Origin of the sequence: Pseudomonas sp. HR1, from assembly GCF_030175875.1 — a bacterium.
Lineage (GTDB): Bacteria > Pseudomonadota > Gammaproteobacteria > Pseudomonadales > Pseudomonadaceae > Chryseomonas > Chryseomonas oryzihabitans.
Genome location: NZ_JASNRF010000002.1, coordinates 818,477 through 837,593, shown reverse-complemented (window position 1 = coordinate 837,593; position 19,117 = coordinate 818,477). Strand labels below are relative to the sequence as shown.

Annotated in this window: 22 protein-coding genes; 4 read left to right on the top strand and 18 right to left on the bottom strand. The window is 61.0% G+C overall.

The features are described from left to right. The first annotated feature begins 46 nt into the window (after positions 1–46). Together dctA and QKY98_RS11140 are read left to right on the top strand one after the other, a co-directional pair. On the top strand, positions 47–1,372 hold the full coding sequence (gene dctA / locus QKY98_RS11145; protein ID WP_284670891.1) for a C4-dicarboxylate transporter DctA: 1,326 nt from the start codon (positions 47–49) through the stop codon (positions 1,370–1,372). Positions 1,373–1,475: 103 nt separating this feature from the next. Beyond that, positions 1,476–2,459: a 2-hydroxyacid dehydrogenase gene (locus tag QKY98_RS11140; protein ID WP_284670890.1), complete on the top strand. Its 984-nt coding sequence runs from the start codon at positions 1,476–1,478 to the stop codon at positions 2,457–2,459. Positions 2,460–2,653: 194 nt separating this feature from the next. Here the strand turns inward: QKY98_RS11140 and QKY98_RS11135 are convergent, their stop codons facing one another. From QKY98_RS11135 to QKY98_RS11095, 9 genes are all read right to left on the bottom strand, one after another. Beyond that, positions 2,654–3,208 (bottom strand): hypothetical protein, encoded by a 555-nt coding sequence (locus tag QKY98_RS11135; protein ID WP_284670889.1) that lies wholly within the window; start codon positions 3,206–3,208, stop codon positions 2,654–2,656. Between the two features lie 63 nt (positions 3,209–3,271). Then, positions 3,272–3,703 (bottom strand): hypothetical protein, encoded by a 432-nt coding sequence (locus QKY98_RS11130; RefSeq protein ID WP_284670888.1) that lies wholly within the window; start codon positions 3,701–3,703, stop codon positions 3,272–3,274. A gap of 116 nt (positions 3,704–3,819) precedes the next feature. Then, entirely contained in the window at positions 3,820–4,044 is a 225-nt protein-coding gene (locus QKY98_RS11125) for a hypothetical protein (protein WP_044340834.1), read from the bottom strand. A 51-nt stretch (positions 4,045–4,095) separates the two neighbouring features. Next, positions 4,096–4,263, bottom strand: a complete 168-nt coding sequence (locus QKY98_RS11120; RefSeq protein ID WP_167497031.1) for a hypothetical protein — start codon at positions 4,261–4,263, stop codon at positions 4,096–4,098. A gap of 141 nt (positions 4,264–4,404) precedes the next feature. Continuing rightward, the gene (locus QKY98_RS11115; protein ID WP_284670887.1) at positions 4,405–4,875 is read right to left on the bottom strand and encodes an STY4534 family ICE replication protein; all 471 of its coding nucleotides are present in this window, start codon (positions 4,873–4,875) and stop codon (positions 4,405–4,407) included. A 103-nt stretch (positions 4,876–4,978) separates the two neighbouring features. Beyond that, the gene (locus QKY98_RS11110) at positions 4,979–5,209 is read right to left on the bottom strand and encodes a hypothetical protein (protein WP_058778667.1); all 231 of its coding nucleotides are present in this window, start codon (positions 5,207–5,209) and stop codon (positions 4,979–4,981) included. 303 nt (positions 5,210–5,512) lie between these two features. Further along, a complete protein-coding gene (locus QKY98_RS11105) occupies positions 5,513–5,638 on the bottom strand; it encodes a hypothetical protein (RefSeq protein ID WP_007160880.1) in 126 nt (41 codons plus the stop codon). Positions 5,639–5,894: 256 nt separating this feature from the next. Continuing rightward, positions 5,895–6,314, bottom strand: coding sequence for a hypothetical protein (locus QKY98_RS11100; protein WP_284670886.1), 420 nt, complete (start codon positions 6,312–6,314; stop codon positions 5,895–5,897). Positions 6,315–7,472: 1,158 nt separating this feature from the next. Then, positions 7,473–9,491, bottom strand: a complete 2,019-nt coding sequence (locus QKY98_RS11095) for a DNA topoisomerase III (RefSeq protein WP_284670885.1) — start codon at positions 9,489–9,491, stop codon at positions 7,473–7,475. 286 nt (positions 9,492–9,777) lie between these two features. Here QKY98_RS11095 and QKY98_RS11090 point away from each other — a divergent pair, with 286 nt between their 5' ends. Next, entirely contained in the window at positions 9,778–10,596 is an 819-nt protein-coding gene (locus QKY98_RS11090; protein WP_284670884.1) for a WaaZ-like lipopolysaccharide core biosynthesis protein, read from the top strand. 14 nt (positions 10,597–10,610) lie between these two features. On the opposite strand, the gene QKY98_RS11085 is transcribed toward QKY98_RS11090, so the two are convergent. Together QKY98_RS11085 and QKY98_RS11080 are read right to left on the bottom strand one after the other, a co-directional pair. Next, entirely contained in the window at positions 10,611–11,486 is an 876-nt protein-coding gene (locus tag QKY98_RS11085) for a glycosyltransferase (protein ID WP_284670883.1), read from the bottom strand. A 4-nt stretch (positions 11,487–11,490) separates the two neighbouring features. Next, positions 11,491–12,408, bottom strand: coding sequence for a glycosyltransferase family 2 protein (locus tag QKY98_RS11080; protein ID WP_082066232.1), 918 nt, complete (start codon positions 12,406–12,408; stop codon positions 11,491–11,493). A 235-nt stretch (positions 12,409–12,643) separates the two neighbouring features. On the opposite strand from QKY98_RS11080, the gene QKY98_RS11075 reads away from it, so the two are divergent. Further along, complete coding sequence (locus tag QKY98_RS11075) at positions 12,644–12,772, top strand: hypothetical protein (protein ID WP_284670882.1); 129 nt, start codon at positions 12,644–12,646, stop codon at positions 12,770–12,772. On the opposite strand, the gene pilM is transcribed toward QKY98_RS11075, so the two are convergent. The 7 genes from pilM to QKY98_RS11040 form a co-directional block, all read right to left on the bottom strand. Beyond that, positions 12,769–13,206, bottom strand: coding sequence for a type IV pilus biogenesis protein PilM (pilM, locus tag QKY98_RS11070; RefSeq protein WP_284670881.1), 438 nt, complete (start codon positions 13,204–13,206; stop codon positions 12,769–12,771). The genes QKY98_RS11075 and pilM overlap by 4 nt on opposite strands. Before the next feature lie 3 nt (positions 13,207–13,209). Further along, on the bottom strand, positions 13,210–13,428 hold the full coding sequence (locus QKY98_RS11065; protein ID WP_284670880.1) for a hypothetical protein: 219 nt from the start codon (positions 13,426–13,428) through the stop codon (positions 13,210–13,212). 9 nt (positions 13,429–13,437) lie between these two features. Beyond that, positions 13,438–14,871: a shufflon system plasmid conjugative transfer pilus tip adhesin PilV gene (pilV, locus tag QKY98_RS11060; protein ID WP_284670879.1), complete on the bottom strand. Its 1,434-nt coding sequence runs from the start codon at positions 14,869–14,871 to the stop codon at positions 13,438–13,440. Continuing rightward, complete coding sequence (locus tag QKY98_RS11055; protein ID WP_284670878.1) at positions 14,868–15,803, bottom strand: ATPase, T2SS/T4P/T4SS family; 936 nt, start codon at positions 15,801–15,803, stop codon at positions 14,868–14,870. The genes pilV and QKY98_RS11055 overlap by 4 nt, the downstream gene beginning before the upstream one ends. A 6-nt stretch (positions 15,804–15,809) precedes the next feature. Then, complete coding sequence (locus tag QKY98_RS11050; RefSeq protein WP_177416753.1) at positions 15,810–16,277, bottom strand: type 4 pilus major pilin; 468 nt, start codon at positions 16,275–16,277, stop codon at positions 15,810–15,812. A 142-nt stretch (positions 16,278–16,419) separates the two neighbouring features. Continuing rightward, positions 16,420–17,508 (bottom strand): type II secretion system F family protein, encoded by a 1,089-nt coding sequence (locus tag QKY98_RS11045; protein WP_284670877.1) that lies wholly within the window; start codon positions 17,506–17,508, stop codon positions 16,420–16,422. Further along, positions 17,498–19,114: a GspE/PulE family protein gene (locus QKY98_RS11040; RefSeq protein ID WP_284670876.1), complete on the bottom strand. Its 1,617-nt coding sequence runs from the start codon at positions 19,112–19,114 to the stop codon at positions 17,498–17,500. The genes QKY98_RS11045 and QKY98_RS11040 overlap by 11 nt, the downstream gene beginning before the upstream one ends. Between the last annotated feature and the right edge of the window lie 3 nt (positions 19,115–19,117).

Genomic DNA, 19,117 nt, shown 5'->3' with positions numbered 1-19,117 from the left:
CAGAATCCAGCAAGCCCCGAACACAACAATAAAACGAGGTGCCCCAATGGAAGCGGAGATCAAGAAGTCCCGGTGGTATGGCCAACTCTATATCCAGGTGCTGATCGGTATCGTCATCGGCGGTGCAATTGGCTATTTCGAACCTCAGCTAGGTGCCAAGCTGCAGCCGCTTGCCGACGGCTTCATCAAGCTGATCAAGATGCTTCTAGCGCCCATCATCTTCGGTACCGTAGTGGTTGGCATCGCGAAGATGGGCAGCATCAAAGAGGTAGGACGTATCGGAGTGAAGGCTCTGACTTACTTCGAGATTGTGACCACCATTGCGCTGGTCATCGGCCTGATTGTGGTGAACGTGGTCAAGCCCGGTGTGGGCATGAACATCAATTCTGCCACGCTCGACGGTAGCGCAGTGCAGAAGTATAGCCAGGCCGCTGAGCAGCAGGGCGGTACGGTCGACTTCTTCCTCAACATCATCCCTCACACCTTCGCCGATGCCTTTGCCAAGGGCTCGATGCTGCAGGTGATCCTGATTTCCGTACTGATGGGCATCGCCCTGGTTCAGCTGGGTGAGAAGAGCAAGCCACTGGTGAACATCATCGATCTGTTCATGCAGGGGTTGTTCAAGATCGTCGGTATGGTCATGCGGCTCGCGCCGCTTGGGGCGGGTGCCGGTATGGCGTTCACCATCGGCAAGTACGGCATCGGCACTCTGCTGTCGTTGGGGCAGTTGCTGGTGGCTCTGTACATCACGACGCTCCTGTTCATCGTCGTGGTACTGGGTGCTGTCGCGCGTTGGTCTGGACTGTCCCTGATGCAGTTTCTGCGCTACTTCAAGGACGAGATTCTGATCACTCTCGGTACCTGCTCCACCGAGGCAGTACTGCCGCGCATGATGGCCAAGCTGGAGCGGTTGGGCTGCGAAAAGTCTGTAGTGGGCATGGTGCTGCCTACCGGCTACGCCTTCAACGCTGACGGCACCTGCATCTACCTCACCATGGCGGCCATCTTCATCGCCCAGGCTACCAATACCCCGCTTTCCATCATGGATCAGCTGATGCTGCTGGGTGTGCTTCTGCTGACCTCGAAGGGATCTGCCGGGGTTGCCGGTGCCGGCTTCATCACTCTGGCAGCGACGCTCACCACCATCCACGCCATTCCCTTGGTAGGCCTGGTGCTGCTGCTTGGTATCGATCGCTTCCTCAACGAGGCGCGCGCTGTGACCAACTTGATCGGCAATGGCATCGGCACTATCGCCATCGCTAAATGGGACGGCGCCTTCGATGTGGAGCAGGCCAAGCGAGTGATCGAGTCGCTAAAAACCGCTCCTCCAAAGGGGGCTGAGCTTCCACCTGCTAAGCCAGTCACTCACTAAAAAAAGCCAGCCGCAAGGCTGGCTTGCTGTTTGTTCACCCACACCAGGAGCGTGTTAGTGGCCGGCAAGACAATCAACAATCCCACAGCCTTGAGAGCTATCCATGCGCAAGACGGTTGTCGCCTTCAATCGTGTTCCAGTTGATCTTCTTGAGCCTTATGCACAGGAACTTGAAATCATCAGGCTCGAAGGAGCCGGCGAAGACTTGAATAGTCAGCTAGATAGGGTCTTGCCCGTGGCGCATGGCCTCATCGGCGGCAATAGAAAATTCAGTAGATCACAGATCGAATCTGCCAAGAATCTACAGATCATCTCAAGCATCTCTGTCGGCTATGACAACTACGATGTGAATGCCTTGACCGAGCAAGGGGTCCTTCTGACGAACACCCCCGATGTACTCACTGAGACCACTGCCGACCTCGCCTTCGCACTGATTTTGTCGACGGCCAGGAGGGTCCCGGAGCTTGATCACTGGACGAAGACAGGCAACTGGCTTCAGGCAACGGGCGAAGCGCAATTCGGTACCGATGTGCATGGAAAGACGCTTGGGATTCTCGGGATGGGTCAGATCGGCAGTGCTATTGCCCGTCGTGGTCACTTTGGCTTCGGCATGCAGATTTTGTACAGCGGGCGTTCACGTAAACTGGATATTGAGCGTGAGCTGAGCGCGCGATACCTGTCGAAAGAAGAGTTGCTTGGGTCGTCGGACTTTGTTTGTCCCATGACGCCCCTGACTGAAAAAACCAAAAACTTCATCGGTGCCAAGGAATTTCAGCTGATGAAGCGATCCGCAATCCTCGTTAACGTATCCCGTGGGCCAGTGGTCGACGAGGCTGCCCTGGTACAAGCCCTAGCGGCGGGAGAGATCCGTGCCGCAGGTCTTGATGTCTTCGTGAAAGAGCCGATGGCGACGTCACCGCTTTTTAGCCTCAGCAATGTGGTCACCGTTCCGCATATCGGCTCCGCTACCCATGAGACGCGGCGGGCGATGGCTGTCCGCGCGATAGAAAATCTTCTTTGCGGCTTGGCAGGAAATCGACCCAGAGATCTCGTTAATTCCGAAGCATGGGATCGTCGAATAGCCTGATATTTGGGTGCATTAGCTGACCAAGAACGGCGTACTACATTGAGCTGATTAGCAGCTTGTAGCGGATAGCCGGGTATCGATGGCCGCATATGAAGGGCAGGCACCGTCATAAGTACCTCCTCAAAAGGAGGAGCCGCCCAGAGGGTCGGCCCCTCTGGGTGGTGTGATAGATGTAGAGCTCGTTTGAGCGCGGGTTACAGCTGGTCTAGGTCGACAGCGAAGAACATCGCGCTGTCTTGGTGCTGACAGGTGTTGCAGGTCATCTCGCAGGTGTCGTCGCAGGCGGCTTCATCATCCTCAAGAGAATCCGTCACGGGGTGAGGTGGTTCCACTCCACCTTCTGCCGAGACATCAGCCGATCCGCATTTTGGGCAAGCCCAACGGATGGCAGCTTCATCGTCAGGGTAGTGTGGCCAAACCGTCCGCTGAGCGCGTTCGACGGCCTCAGCGAAGCCATTTGCGATGGTCATGTCGGCGATCAGCTCGATGGGACTGTTGCCCCACACCAGCAGCATCGCGCCTTCGTAGCCCGCATGGCTTTCTGATAGGAAGCGCACTTTGGCCAGATCGGTTTCCGCTGCGTGTTCGGCAATCTCATCAGCGGACCAGGTGGTGGAAATAGGCCTCCATTCCTCGCCATCCCAAAGCTCAGTTGCGCGCCAACCTTGCCGCTGCAGGTCGACCAGGACGGCCACTAGGCCGGTGTGTTCGGTGATGGTGTGAGTGGCGGAAGTAGGATCGGTGTTCATGTGCAGCTCCTCGGACGAAGAGCTGCCCAGAGGGTCAGCCCCTCTGGGTGGTGTTGGGTGTTGCTACAGGTCTTCGAGCGCCATGAGGCCCTGGGTGACACGCAGCAAATGGGTATAGACGCGAATGTCAGAGGGTTGCTCTGATCCATCCTGGTAGTGAAGCTCAGCGATCACGCGTTCACGGCCTTTGTAGGCCCCGATCACGTTGAAAAGCGACGCTGATACGGTAGGGCAGTCAAGATCGTGATCGCGGGCGTATCGGACCTTACGAAACCTCTTGAGGTACTCGGCAAACTCCGCCGCGCTCATCGACGTGTACTCGCGCAGGGTCTTGCCCGCGTCATCAATCTCATCACCGAGGTGATCGATGGACATCGAGTAGAACAACCGCGGCTTGTGGCCTAGTGCTCGGTAGAAGGTCAGGGCCTGACCGGCAGCCTCCAGGCTGACGACCGCGCACTCGACGCATCCTGAGATCACAACGTTATATGGCATGGTTCACATCCTGTTGAGGTTGCAGCATAGCAATCGATAGCTAGCTGGCAAATACCTAGGTGCGTCAGGGCCATATCCCACCAGGGAGAGAGCCCTGGTGGGTGGTGTTCAGGTGGTCAGATGCTCAGCGAATGCCGAGCCCACTTTCCCGAATGAAGAGCGTCTGCTGCAGCTTTATGGCTGCGGAAGTATTCGGCCGACTCACGGCTAAAGGGCAGGCCTTCATCGTCCAGGGTACCGAGGTAGAAACCGCGGCGGGACTGCAGGACCTGCAACGGGTAGTTGTTGCCGGCGTCGTCGTGATCGAACTTGCTGTGAGCAGGTGCGGTATCGGTTGCCATGGGGCCTCCAAAAGACAAAGGCGCCCGAGGGCGCCTATAGGGTGTGGTCAGTCAGGCCTGGACGCGATCAGCGCTGGTAGCGTTCATCTCGAACAGAAACCAGGCGTTGTCGCAGAACAGGTCGCTGCTCAGCAGCTCTTCGGTTGCGTCGTCATAGGAGACTTCGGCAACGATGGGCAGGGCGGGCAGCTCGGACTTGATGGTGGCGATGACTTGCATGATGGGCTCCAAAATTCAGCTAATGGAGATCACCATGCCCCGGTCCGGGGATGGTGCCCCCGGATGGGTGTGCGAAGAGAAAGGTGGCAAAGCCTAGGTAGAGCAGGGGCGCCCGGTGGGCGCCTGGAAGAACTGGGTGAATCAAGCGGCCGATTGGTCGCTGTCATCCCCTTGATCCGTACCTTGCTGCTCAGACGGGGCTGCGTCGCGCGGTTTGGCTTCGTAGACGAACTCACCTTCTACTTTGATCCAGCCGATGTACAGGAGGCGACCTTTCAGGCTTGCGCCGTGTTGTCCCTGCTTCGGTCCGGAAGAGTAGGTGAAGGGATCAGCCCAGCAATCACCGATGCGGAAGGACACGAGGACCTTCTTCTCAGCGTTGACGGCTTCAATGCAACGACGAACCAGCTTTTCAGCTTCGGCGCCGACGACATTGCAGTCGATGTAGCGGTATTCCACCGCTTCTTTGCTGCCGCACAGGGCTGCTACGGCGACGGCCAAAAACGGCTTGGCGCCTCTGCCTTTGGGTTTCACTTCGCGGATGCGGTTGAGGTAACCGATACCGGTGGTGTGCAGGTCGAAGTATTGGCTTTCGTTGGCTTGGTTGCTCATGGTGTATCTCCAGTTTCAATAGGTGAAAACGGAGAACACCTTGCCCGGGAGGGGAAGAGTATTCCCCGCGTGGGTGGGTGTAGCCAGAAAGGGTGGTGCCAGGTCAGTGCATGAACTTGAACGCAGTCAGCATGACGCCTACAGCGGCAGAGAGCATGACGCCCATGCGGATGGTGAGCTTGAGTTCGAGCTCGGACTTGAGCTGTGCCAGATCAGCTTTGGTAGCCAGCTGGGTTTGCATTTCAGTCTCCAGAGCATCGACAACAGCAGTTGCTTTGTCTTCCGAGACATCGATGGAGCGCAATGCCTGGTACAACGCTAAACCGCTTCTCATGGAAGGTCTCCAGGTTGTGACGGAGACCGGCCCTGACGGGTAGTCCCATCGAGGGTGGGTGGAAGGTGCATTCATCAACCGGGGGTGCCGGTCAATCGTTCGCGCTACCGAATGCTTAGCGAACTTGGGTTTGGATCAATGCGCTTGGGGCGCACCGCAGTCGTGAGATCCGAGACTGCCTGGGGCATGTTGCTGACAACGTCAGCGGCATACACCCTCAGAATGTTCAGGGCCGTATCGCTTGTCAATACCCCTGAAATGAAAAAGCCCTCCGAGGAGGGCTTTGGTAAAGCGGCGCATCAATCAGTGGTGGCCTAGCAGTTTCTGAGCCTTCTGCTTGAGGTTGGGCCAGTCAGCCCAGACCGTCAAACCAGTACACAGAGTCAGCAGGCTTCCCAGCATGAGTATCCCGAAGGCGGTCTGGCTCATGTCATTCCTCCTTGGTTAGGTAGATGCCATACAGCCAAATTACTGCACCAGTTACCAGTGCGCAAGCCGTCAACGACTTGTGGTCGCTGAGGAAAAGGCCTACGACGGCAGCGGCTACAGCGGTTGTACCGATCTTACGGAGATCCTCCGCGAGGGCAGCTTGACGCTTAGGTTTCATAGTCTTCCTTCTTCAGGGGTGAAGTCAGGAAAACCGCCCTGACGGGAGGTTTCCCGACAGGGGTGGGTAAGGTGTGAATCAGCTGGCCAGCGCGACCTCAGGGTCGATCGGGGCGATCAGCTGGTCCAGGGAGCCCGGACGCAGCACGCGGGGCGCTGGCGACTGGACGGGCTCAGTGACAGAGGCGGCAGCCTTGGGTTTGCGCGGCTTGCGCTCACGCTTGGGCTTTTCAGGCTGGGCTTCCTGGGTGTTTTGCTTGAACCAGGTGTTGAGGTCGATCGCGTTGCGGCGAACGAGCGCCGGCACGTGATCCATCTCCTCAAGCACTGCAGCCGATACGATCGGTTGCGGAAACTCGAGTACACGACGTTCAGCCGCTGCTATGGACGGACGCGCAGCACGTGCCTGGGCTTGGGCATTACGCACGGAGCGAATGATTTCACGCAGGGCAGTACCGACGGATTCGCCAAAGCGATAGCTCAGGGTAGGGGTAGTCATGGTGTTTCTCCTGCAGGTGAGTAATGCGGAGAAACACTGATCCCGGGCGGGGGAGTGTGTCCCCGCTGGGTAGGTAGAGCAGATGTGTGAGGTGCCTCCATCAACCGGTAGAACCGGTCAACCGTTCGCGCCTCCGGAAGCTTGGCGAACTATGGGTTCGGATCGACGTGGATGGCCACGTTGCAGTCTTGAGATCCAGAGCTGCCTGGGCATGTTGCTGACGACGTCAGCGGAACATGGGGCAATCATCGGAGGCGGCGGATAGGGCTGTCAAGCGGAAGGAGGGCGGAGCAAGGCGGGCGAGGAAGCGGCGGTGGAGCGAGGAAGAGAAAGCAGGAGAAGCGCGCCAGGCGCAGCGCTGGGTCTAGCAGCAAGGCGCCTCGGCGAGGGTAAGGCTAGTGGAGCTCAAGAGAAAGATGCCACCTGTGAGCGTGAGCACCGGCATTGGTGGTCCCTGGGCATTGACCTACCGTCCTGATGATCGTCGCATTCACCCGACCCGTTATCGTGGCTAGGGCCAGTAATCGCAAGGCACGCATCCGCGCACAAAGGGATCCCATTTTTGCGCCGGCGGGCACCGGCAGAGAGGAGGGCTACCCGAGGGGTAGCCTCGTCCACCAGGCGATGCCGAGAGGACCAGGCTACCCTTCGAATGCAGCTGAAGGGGAGGAACAGTGTGGGCCAACACACCAGGTTGGCCCGAAGTACAGTGTGCACCGAACCTTCTGTGAGCCCTATGTGCCTGTAAACCCGCTTTTCACGTAGTTAGACGGCTGCGTGTCAGCTGCGGAGCAGGGAGACACAGGGAGAGCATCACGCAAAGATCTACACGCCCTACCCGATGCTTAGCGTGCTCTTGGGGGTGGAGCTTCAGGACCAGGTCGAGAAACTCCGGGGTTGCCACTGATGACCGCCAGTGCGCGAGCGGGGTGGAACATCTGCATTATGGGGGGGCGATACTTTTTAACGCAAGATTGCCGAGGACCGGTTGTGGAGCAATCTTCTACCAGGCAAAATCTAAGCCCTAGCTGACTTGGACGTTACCTTGCTTTCGTTCTTGCGCGCTGGGGTTGATGCGCGCTGCTGCCATCTGCGGATTGGGTGTTTTGATCTGATCGATTCGCTCTTTTCGAGTTGGCAGCAGCTGCTGCTCGCCCTCTAAGTCTTCGCCGCACCTCTGCTTCTGCTACCTGTCTTGCCGTTTCCTTTCGATGCCTCGATGTTCACCAGGCCCTTGCAGTCTGGGTAGCGTAGGCATGACCAGAAGTTGCCGCTCTTGCCCTTTCGCTGTGCCATCTTGCCCTGGCAGAGCGGGCAGGACGGACCCTCCGGGACCTTGATGTTAAGCGTGGTCTGGCGGTACTGGGCGACCAGCTTGCCGATCCAGGCGCCTTGCTTGGCGATGAAGTCGTCCAGCCGCATGGTGCCTGCCTCAATCATGTCCAAGGCCTGCTCCCAGATGGCAGTAGTGCCAGGGTCGGCCACTGCCGGCGGCACCGCGGCGATCAGCGAGACGCCGGCGTCGGAAGCCCGTACTGCCTTGCCCTTCTTGAGCAGAAACTGACGATCGATCAGCCCCTGGATGATGCTGGCCCGGGTGGCCTCGGTGCCGATGCCCGTGGTCTCTTTGAGTTTGGCGGCCAGGCGCGGATCGGTCACCAGCTTGGCCACGGTCTTCATCGCCTTGATGAGATCGCCTTCGGTGTAAGGCTTAGGTGGTTGCGTCTGCTGCGCCTTGAGCTGGGCCTGCTGCACCTGGGCGCGAGAGGCGTTCTGCAGCGGCGGCAGGATCTGCGAGCGGTCCTTCTCCTTGCTGTCCTCATCATCCTCAGCAGCAGGCGCGGTCTGGAACAGCGTCTTCCAGCCAGGCACGACGATGCGCTTGCCCACCGCTCGCAACGCCACCTGGTTGCAGTCGAAATCCGCCACCGTCCGGTCGAACTCGTGGTGGGGCATGAACTGGGCGAGGTAGTGCGCGCGGATCAGGCTGTAGACGGCACGCTCCTTGTCGCTCATGGCCGCCAGGTTGGCGGGCTCCAGGGTCGGGATGATGCCGTGGTGCGCGGTGATCTTGGCGTCGTTCCAGGCCCGCGAGCGCTGCGCCGGATCGATGCAGGTCAGCACCGGGGCAATGGACGGGTCTGTGCGCCGGATCGCCTCGAGCACGGCCGGCACCTCCGGTAGCATGCTGGTGGGCAAGTAGCCGCAGTCGGTCCGCGGGTAGGTCGTCGCCTTGTGTGTCTCATACAGCGCCTGGGCGACGTTCAGGGTCTCCTGTGCCCCGAGGCCGAGCTTCTTCGAGCAGATCTCCTGCAGCGTACCCAGATCGAAGGGCAGGGGTGCCACCTCCTTGACCCGCTCGGTGTCGACCGACACCGCAATGGCGGTAGATCCGGCAGTGAGGCGCGCCTGTGCAGCTAGGGCATGGCGCTGGTCCAAGCAGCGCCCCTCGTCATCGGTGATGTCGCGGGCAGGTCTCCATTGGGCGGTGAAGGTCTGGCCGTTGGCGGCCAGCAGCACCTCCAGGCTCCAGAAGGGCACCGGGATAAAGTGGGCGATCTCCCGATCGCGGTCGACCACCAAACGCAGCGTAGGCGTCTGCACCCGTCCTACCGACAGCACCCCGCTGTAGCCGGCCTGGCGGCCAAGCAGGGTGAACAGCCGGGTGAAGTTCATCCCGATCAGCCAGTCAGCCCGGGAGCGAGCCAGCGCGGAGTGATACATGGGAAAGGTTTCCGCCCCGGGCTTGAGGCTCGCCAGGGCCTGGCGGATCGAGGCGTCGTTGAGCGCCGACAGCCACAGTCGCTGGACCGGCCCGCGATAGCCGCAGTGCTCCAGCAGCTCGCGGGCGATCATCTCGCCCTCGCGATCGGCGTCGGTGGCGATGACCAACTCGGTCGCTTCCTTGAGCAGCGCCTTGACCACCTTGAACTGGCTGCTGGTCTTGGGCTTGACCTCGACCTTCCAGCTCGCCGGAAGGATCGGCAGCGCGTCCAGAGACCAGGACTTCAACTGCGGATCATAGGCCTCGGGGGGGGCCTGCTCCAGAAGATGACCGATCCCCCAGGTCACCACTACCCCCTGGCCACGAATGCAGCCCTCACCGCGCCCGGTAGCGCCGAGCACCCGGGCAATGTCCTTACCCTGGCTGGGCTTTTCGCACAAAAACACACGCATGGGATTCACCTGTCGATGGCCGTCTGGCCTACAAGGCGAACGGTGGCAGGTGCGGCATTCCAGGGCAGCGCTTAACCGAATCTGGTCCAGATATGGTTACAACTGGGAAATAGTTGTCCCGCTAACGATCATTGTGGGCGAAGGGCTTGGTTTGGGATCATTGTGACCTGGGTCAATTTTCAGCGGACACCAGCTGCCAGCGTTTTCTGCTTTCCGAGCGGGATCTTCTGCAACAGCCCCTCGCTTTCGATAACAACAAGCCCTTCCGAACGAACCCTATTCGCGCTTGGCCAAGGTCAAGTTGTCTGGCCCGCCTATGGAGATTGTCCACGTGGGAAGCGCTTTCTCGTCGCAAAAAAATGCCCATCGGGGCGCCGTCCTGATCTTGGCGTCCGGGCCTTCATCCGCCGAGCTCGACATTCGCCGCTGGGCCGGCGTGCCGATCATTACCATGAACGGCGCGGTCACCAAGCTCCTCGAGGCGTCCGTCCGGCCGCTGTACTACGTTTGCAGTGATCGCAGCTTCCAAGAGCAGCAGCCTGCTCTCTATGAGGCTGCGGTCGAGCAGGCGCAGCGCCTGGCCCTGTGGCCCGAGGACATCGAGCGACTGTCCAGTCGATACACCGGCAAGGCCTACGCGCTGCGCAAGGCGCCCCGGGCCAGCTTTCGCGACTACTTTGGCCGCGATCAGGACCAGGCTGTGCGGCTGGTCTCGCCATTCAGCAAGCGGGCGCGGGACATTGGCTTCAGCAAGGACATGGACTACGGCGTTTTCGACGTCCGCACGGTGGCGTATATCTGCATGCAGCTGGCCTATCACCTGGGCTTTGACGAGATCTACCTGGCTGGGGTGGATCTCAATGTCCAGGCGCCGCGATTCTATGAGACGGCACCTGGTCAATCAGCGCCATGCGGTCTGGATCAGCACCTGCAGACGCGGATCCTGCCGGCGATGGAGCTGGCCGCTGGCGTGCTGGCAGCGGAAGGTCGACGTATCATCAACCTCTCCCAGCAGAGCTTGATACCTGAGGACGTCTTTCCCCGGGCGTGTCCGCATCAGGTACAGCGTGAGCTGAACCGTCCCCGCCGAGCACTCGCTTCGTAAGAAGGCCGACTGGCCTAGCGGAATTTCAACGGGTAGTAGCAGAGAAACTTGACCGCAAGCCACCACAGCTTGGGATAGCCCAGCGCGCCGCTGGCCTGCACCCACTCCCACCGCAGGCGCCACGGCGCCTTCACCTTGCGCAAGAACTTCATCCAGAAGCGTGCGCCGCGTTGTTCTAGCAAAGGCACCGAGAGGTCATCGGCGCCCATTGCCACACGGGCCACCACTTCGTCGCGTAGAGCCTGGTAGTCGAGCGCGGCCCGCATCCAGCGCGCATCGAAATGGCCCTCTGAGAAGTGGCGCAGCCCGACGTCGTAGACCACCGCCACCTCATAGCGCCGGCTCACCCGCAGGGCGAAGTCAATATCATAGAAATGGAAGGGGGGCAGGGCTTCGTTGAAGGGCAGCTCAAGGACCACCTCGCGGCGAGCGCAGATCCAGACCCCATCGAGCGTGCAAACCGGCTGACGCGGACGCCTATCGCCTGCAGGGCGAAGGTGAAACAGGTTATCCGTACCGTCACGATGCCGCTGGTACAGACGCATGCAGTTCGTCTCGGACTTGCCGGCGGCCATCCAGCCGGAAGGGCCACGGCTCTTGAAGCGGGCCCCGGCAACGCCGATCGCACCTAGCTGGCCGTCTTCCTGGAAGTGGTCAACCACCCTGAGGCCCCAGTTCACCTCCAAGAGCTCCAGATCCTCGTGCATGAAGCACACGATGTCGTGCCGAGCACGCTGGGCGCCTTCGTTGTAGACGGCGCATAACCCACGATTAGCTTGCCGGTTGTCGATAGCGATCAGCTGGTAGGGCACGCCGATCGTGGCTTCGATGTTTCGCGTAACCGCTTCCAGCAGCTCAGGCTTCACCGAGCAAATGACGATGGAGATCATGGCGCTACTTCCTGGAAGGCCGGTAGGGCGTAAGCAGACGTCGTACCCGGTGCAGGGTAGTGCGGTCCATAGAGCGCAATGGGATTAGCCGCAGCATGCGCAGCGCTTCGAGCTTGTCGTGCCGCACGGCGTATTTAAGCGCCTTGTTGACGACTGACGTGTGCCCCTGCCGATAGCCAGGGTGATCCTGATAGGGCGCGATGGCGAGCAGATCCGCCTCAAGCAGCAGCCGGTATCGGCGGGAAAGGTTTCCCGCGTGGCGTCGATAGCGCGTGACCATCACGGGTAAGATCGCAATAGGTTGGCCCAGGGCCGAGACCTTGAGGGTCATCTGGAAGTCCTGGACGCGAATTGCCGGATCGTAGCCGCCGACCTCGTCTAGTATCGCCTTGCGATAAAGCGCAACCGGTGCCCCGACCACCCGCGTCTTCCGTAGCGCCTCATCGAAGTCCAGCAGTTGAACGGCTCCAGCGTGCTGGTCCTTGAGCCAGTTGCCGTTGCTGTCCATGAAACTGACCAAGGCGCCCACACAAGGCGTCTCGGGATGCTCCTCCAGGTAGGCCGCGCGGATCCGCAAAGATTGCGGCAGCATCACGTCGTCCAGATCCGGTGTGGCGACGTACTTGCCTCGGGCATGGGCGAGGCCGGTATTTAACGCAGCGCTGACGCCAGCATTGGGCTGAGTCACCAGCTCGAAGTCAAATCGCTCCTGCAGCGCGACCAGGCGCTGCACACTGTCGTCGGTTGATCCATCGTCGACGACGATGACCTCGAAGCGCGGGTAGTCCTGGGCATAGATACTGGCCAGGCCTTCCTCAAGATAAGCGCCTGCGTTGTAGCAGGGCACGATCACGGAGATCAGGGGCAGATGCCTCAGGGCATCATCATCCGGTGACATGCGCGGGAGGGGGAGAGCTTGCATAGCGAAAGGTCCATTCTTGACGCCATGAAATTGTACTTGGAGCGATGGACACCACGCGACTCAAACGTCATTTTTGAGACCCGAAAGCTTTGGGGCTTCACCGTTCGCCTATCTGCCTTAATCCGGTCCTAGCAGTCATTCCCCGAAACCCTCCACTGGTCCACGCCCTTGGACGGCTGCCTGAATTTTCATGCTACCCAAACGATCCAGAGTGACTTCCTATCTGGATCTCAGCATGGACACCGAAGACCACCCGACCGACATGATCGCTGCGACCGCCAGTGGTCTGATGATGGCCCTAACATTGGCCGCTGGCGCCGTTCTGGTCGGCGGCGTTGCCCTGCTTGCCGAACTGTTCGTCTAGCGATAGGCCACGGCTGCGCCGGCAGGGACGGCCGCTGGGAGGGCGATTCCAGTGGCGCCAGACGAGGGGCTGACCAGTTGCCCGTTCGTGGCGTAGCCCACCGCGGCGGATTCGGTGAGCTCGGCCAACGTCGTCACCAGGCCATTGGGGGGCGCTGCGTAGTAGGCGTAGCTGGATCCGGCCTGCACATAGCCGCTCACCCCTGCCGCGTGCACCCACCAGGTGGGCAAGGCCAGTGCAGAATCCGCAGGCGCGCCAGCGATGCCCGGGTTGTTGTAGGCGTACTCAGCCAGCGCATTCCGATAGATCAGCAGGTTGTGGGCGAGCGCTGAGACATCGACCCCCTGACGGCGGTTGTCGCTGCGCTGCAGCTGCTCGCTCAGCAAACCGGCCCCTGCCAGCATCACGACCATGATGACCCAGAGCATCGGCATGGCTCAGCCCACCTTCCGGCTCAGGCGGTGCTGTTCGTCAACCAAGGTCTGAAGCTGGTCCGGATCAATCATCTCCTCGAGCAGAGCATCGACTTGGTGCAGCAGCTCCCGGGCCTGATGGGTCCCCGGCTCGTCGAGGGCCATGGTTTCCAGCGTCTGCTGCTGGACACGCACAGCGCTAGCCAGAAGGCGCAGCGCTAGGAGGGTTGGAATGTCGTACATGCGGCTACCTCAGAATTCACAGCAAAAGATGGTCGCATAATCGTTCTGGCCGATGGCGATGTTGGGCGTAGACGCCCAACGCTGCCCACTGCCACCTGTGTCCCAACCGACCTTGGTGCCCACGGGGCACGCCCGAGTTGTCACGTCGTTCGGGTCGTAGCCCGGAATGGTGTAGGCCGTGCAAGTCGGTGTTTTGGCCTTGGGTCTACGCCACAGCCCACTCTCGCAGGAGAGCAATGCACCAGCGCCATCGCGGCTCACGAGTCCATTTGGGCTACAACCCCAGTTTTCATTGGCTGAGCCAATCAACTGGATGTATTCGCCGACATACGTCCTGCCGTCAGAGAAGAGACTATTACCGCGCATCTGGCCGGACGTGTAGACGTTCTTGCCCGCATAGGTACGCACCCAGTCACTATCCGTCATGTGCCAGCCGCCGCCCCACTTCTCGCTGTACCAGCCGGTATCCCCACGAGTCCTGAACCAACCCGTGGTATAGGTCTCCCCTGACATGCTGGCGGTGACGCCCTGGACGTTGCCACGCGCATACATCGAGCCGGTGGTCGTGTCTCCAGTGACAGCGACATTGCCTCCGACGGTGGCATTGCCGTTCATGGACGCATTGCCCTGCAGGTACATGGAACCCGCCCGGAGGTCTCCGCCGGCCGTGAGCGTGCCGTTAAGGTTCACGTTGCTAGTCGCGTTGACGTTGCGGCCGGCGTTCACATCGCCAGAGATATTGGCGGTACCCGAGGCGGTGATATTGGCCGCATTGTTGAGGTCGTTGCCGCCCATGTTCAGGGCGGTGTTCATCCGATTCAGCTCGGGCTTGCCGGCGATGGCATTGCGGTAGAGGTAGTCGTTGGCCAGGGTGCCGTCCTGCAGGAACAGGGCACTGGCGGTGTGGCCCACGCCCGGGTTCACACCGTAGTTGCTCAGGGTCAGCGACCAGCCCCCGCGCACGCCCTGGATGATGCCGGTGTTCGCCACCGGCACGAAGCCGCCCGGGGCGCCGAGATTTTCGGCGATCTCACGGGTGCCCATCTCATCAATGGCCTGGCCACCGGTGGTAAGCACGATGGATTCGAGCTGGTTGGTCGCGACCCGCCTGGCTAGCACAACGAAGGTCTGGCCAAAGGCGTTGGTGTCGGTGAAACCCGCAGGGAGGTATTTGGTGTTGCGCAGCATCGCCGGGGTGATCTGCGCTGGCGTCGTGGTGCCGGCGGCCGCGTAAACCGTGGCGAAGTTGTCCTTCAGGTACTTGGCCGCGGCGTCGGCAACCTGCTTTTGCTGGTCAGCCGCGATCCGATAATTCTGAGAGTCCATCTGATTGGCTACCAGGACCGCGGTACCGGTCATCACGGCAGCGAAGACGATCAGGCCAAAGAGCATATCCAGGGCGATGAAGCCCCGCTGTGATGCTTTGCTGAGTGAGGTATTCATCCCCAGAGGTCTCGTTTGAGTTGATTGTCGATGTCCTGGTCCAGCTGCGCGATGTGCCCCGCCCGAATCTTCTCGCGGATGCTGGGCCCGTCTTCACCGGTGACCAGAAGGCTGCGCACCTTGAGGATGCGGCGGTCATTGCGGGTTTCCAGCGTCTGAGCCACCACCGCTACCAGTCCCTGAGCCAGGATCTCGCGAGCGTTCTTGATCTCATTGCTGGCTAGAGCCAGCACCCGCTCCAGCGCCTGGGTGGGGTTGCCGGCATGGAAGGTGGTGGCGACGAAGACGCCATTGATGGCGGCGCGTACCGCTTGAACAGCGGTAGGGATGTCGCGTATCTCGCCGATGAGGATCATGTCGGCACCGGTGCGCAAGGCGCGCAGTAGCGCCTCCTCATAGCCACCCGTGCGGCGGGACACCTGCATCTGGATGCAGCGTCCCTCGCCGTGCAGACCGTTGAGGTTCGTCTCGGCCGGATCCTCGATGGCTAATGCTGTACCCCCGCAGGCCTGTAGGCGTGCAGCGATCAGCGAAGCGGCGCTGCTGGTCTTGCCGGTGCCCATTTCGCCGCAGAAGATGACCAGCCCGCGCACCTGGTCACTGAGCATGGCGGTGGCTAGCGATTCGGGAAACCCCAGCATGTGGAAGGGGCGGATCTGGGCATTGGATTTACGGATGATGAAGACGTCTTCCGAGAAGGCGTCTTTGATCTGCGTTACCCGCAGGACGATGCCGTCCTGGACCAGCGAGAATTCCGGATCGCCGAACTCCGTCGACTTTGCCTGGCATTGCTCGCGCAACGCCTGCAGCTCAGTGCTCCAGGCGGCCGGCGCGGATTCCCGTCGACTACCGGAGCCGTCGAGACCCTTCACGTCCGAGAAGTCCGGGCCGAGGAAGAGGTCGACGAAGTTGGCTTGCGTGATCAGGCTCATGCGGACTCAGTAGACCGTCCAGGCCACAACATTGGCGTCCTTGCTGCAGCCGCTGGTAGCGGTGCCCGGATCCACTTCGCCGGTGACAGCGGTTCCGCCGTTGATGGCGGTGGTGACCTTAGTACCGCGGCTGATCTTGGTGGCCAGGGTGACGCAGGCATCCTGAGGCAGCGCGTTTTCGGTAACGGTGAAGGTCATGCCGCTCGATACCACGGTGACCGAGCCGCCCCAGGCGTTGTACAGGTTGCTGCCATTGACGCTCATGTTGGGCAGGCCCTTGCTGGCCACCAGCTGCGAGACGAGGCTGGTGCCGGACGTCCCGTAGCCGCTGCTGGCCTTGAGCTTACGGGTGTTGGCGATGAGGGTGCCGATGTTGGACTGCTCGTTGGTCACATCCTGGGAGCCCATGAGGCTACCGCCGTTGTAGATGATGTAGCCCAGGGCGACGACGGCAATGATCAGGACGAACATCATTTCCAGGCTGAAGACGCCACGCTGCCGGTGGCGCGGCGGCAGACGAAACGGCGTGGACTCGACTGTGTTGTGCGACGTCTCAATGTCGGCTTGAGTGAGGCTGGTGCAGGGTTGGCTCATGGCGGTTCCTTGGGTGGTGGGTCTAGTGGGAGAGGCTGGCAACGTTGCTCTGCAGGCTGAAGGCGCCGCTGACGACCAGGAGCATCAAGAGCCCCATGGCGATGGTCGAGAAAGTGAGGAAGGCCTTGGTGTAGCGCTCCACCTGCTTGAGCGTCTGCTCGATCCAGCGATTGCTGAACCGGTGGATGGCTTCGGAGAAGCCCTTGCGGGTCGCCAATACGCAGAGGAACTGGACGGCGGTCTTGTCGGGAAACTCGTGCCCAGCCAGGCGCAGGGCCTCGCCGAAGTTCTTGCCCTGATTGACGCCGTAGATAGCCGCGATCAGGCGCTCGCGCAGCCAGGGTGTGGCGCCACGCTGCAGGGACTGCAAGGCCTCGATCTGATTGATGTTGGCTTTGAGCATCACCGAGATGTTGAGCAGGAAGGTGGAGCCGTGGAGGGCCTTGTAGATCGACCAAGGCGGCATGCGATCGAGCCTGACGCGAAGCGGTCCGGTCAGGTAGGGCAGCGAACCCATGGCCAGCACGATGGCGCTTAGCACGACGATCAGGGTCAGCAGGCCCCAGTTGTTGACGTAGCTGGAAACCTGGTAGAGCAGGTAGGGGATGCCGGTCCAGCCTTCGGGGTTGGAGACCCGGGTCATGGCCGGGACCATGCGCGAGGCGATGACGTGGAGCAGATAGGCCATCATTGCCCAGAGCATGATGGGGTAGACGGTCACGGACAGGATCAGAGACAAGATCCGACCGCGGGCCTCGATCATCTGCACGCAGTCCAGAAAGGCCTGTACCAAGGCGCCCGAACGCTCACCGGCGGCGATGATCGCGGTCTCTTGGTAGGGCATCCAGCGCTGGCAGGCATCGCCTAGCGACTTGCCGTTACGCACGGCCTGGCTGATGCCCGCCGTGGCCAGGGCGGTCGGGTCTCGGCGCTTCTTGCCGTTATCGCTGAAGATTCCGCCGACCTCTTCCAGAGCATCGTCGATGCCGACGCCATTCTCGAGGAGTGCGCAGAGGCTTTCATAGAACTGGATGCGCTCTTTGCCGCCAAACTGCTTGGCGTACCAGGCATCAGCAAAGGTCGTCCAACTGTCCAAGACTCTACTGAGCATCGGGCTGCTCCAGGACGAAGAGATCCATGTCCAGCGGTCCCACAATGGTCTCAGCCATGCGCGGATCGATCAGGCCAGCCGCGACTTTGCTAATGGTGTGCTGGAGCTTGGTGATCCCGCCCATCTCCCTAACCCAGTAGGTTTTCGCCGCGCTGGCACCTCGGTCGCGGAAGATCTGCATGAAGCGGTGGTTGGGGACCAGTACCTCGGCGACGACGGTACGAGAGGAGACGCCCATGTTGCGGCAATGCGCGCACCCCGGACCCTGCAGCCTCACCTTCGCGGTATCCATGACCCGTTCCAGTCGCTCGACCAGGGCCGTATTCAGCTGGTCGCGTTGACTGTCCAGCGGCTGCGCGCAGTGCGTGCACAGCACCGGCAGCAGTGACTGGTTGATGAGGCCCGACATGAGCGCGGGATCTGTCACCAGACTGGGGTCGGCGCCCATGTCGATGAGCCGCTGTAGGCTGGCCACCGCGTTGTTGGTGTGCAGGGTCGAGAAGACCAGGTGACCGGTCATGCCGCCGCGAAACGCCGCTTGGGCCGTGGCCAGGTCACGCACCTCGCCGTACATGAGAATGTCCGGATCCAGTCGCATGGTGTTGGTGATGGCGCCGTCCCAGGTTTCGGCATGACCCAGCGGCGACTGGTTGGCCTTTTGCGGGTACTCAGGTGGATCCTCGACCGTGAGGATGTGGCGAGTGCCCTCAGTCTCGCTATGCAGCGTATTGAGGGTCACCTGCAGGGTCTTCGACTTGCCAGAGCCGGTGGGCCCGGTGATGAGAATGACGCCGTACGGAAGTCTGCGTAGCCGATCGAGCAGGACGATCTGTTCGACGAGAAACCCCAGCTCACTCAGGGACTGCTTGGATTTCTCGTCATAGAGCAGCCGCAGGACCATGAGCGGTCCTTCTACCAACGGCCGTGACGCGACCCGTGCGCCGAAGAGCCCCAGTTGGGCCACAAAGGCGTGCTTGACCCGGGCGTCTTGACTGATCTCGGGCTGATAGTGCTCTTCGGCTACGTCGCACATGGAGTTGTAGAGCGCCGAGCAGAGTTCGCGGCCGATGCGGCTCTGGATCTGACCGTACTCGGTCAGCAGTCCATGGATGCGAAAGAGGATGTGCGTGATTTCGCGACCGACAACGAAGTGGACGTCCGAAGCCCCACGGCTGTGAGCTTCGCCAAGCAGGCGGATGACCTCCTGCTGGCGGGAAGTACTGTCGAGCCCTGTGGTGGTACTGCTGCGGGTCGTATCGACCTGGTACAGCGCTTGGATCTCGCTCAGGGTGCTGGGTACCACGCGATAGTCCAGGTCCGCCCGATCCAGCTCACCCATGAACGCCATGACGAAGGGGTCGCGCAGGTGCTGGCCTGACACCAGTAGCTGTGCGTGATCGGCGGGCCGTGCACCTTCGACCAGAGCCAGGAGCTGACGCAGCTCCGGTTTCACCGAGCCCCATAAGGCACCTTCGGCAGTAAGGACGCGACGTGACTGGAGCGGGAGTAGCTCGCTCACCAGCTCACCCGCTAACCGCTGGCCGATAGCCCTGGCGTCGCCTTCCGCCTCGTCCGCAGCCGATTCAATGTGATTGCTCGAATTCATCAA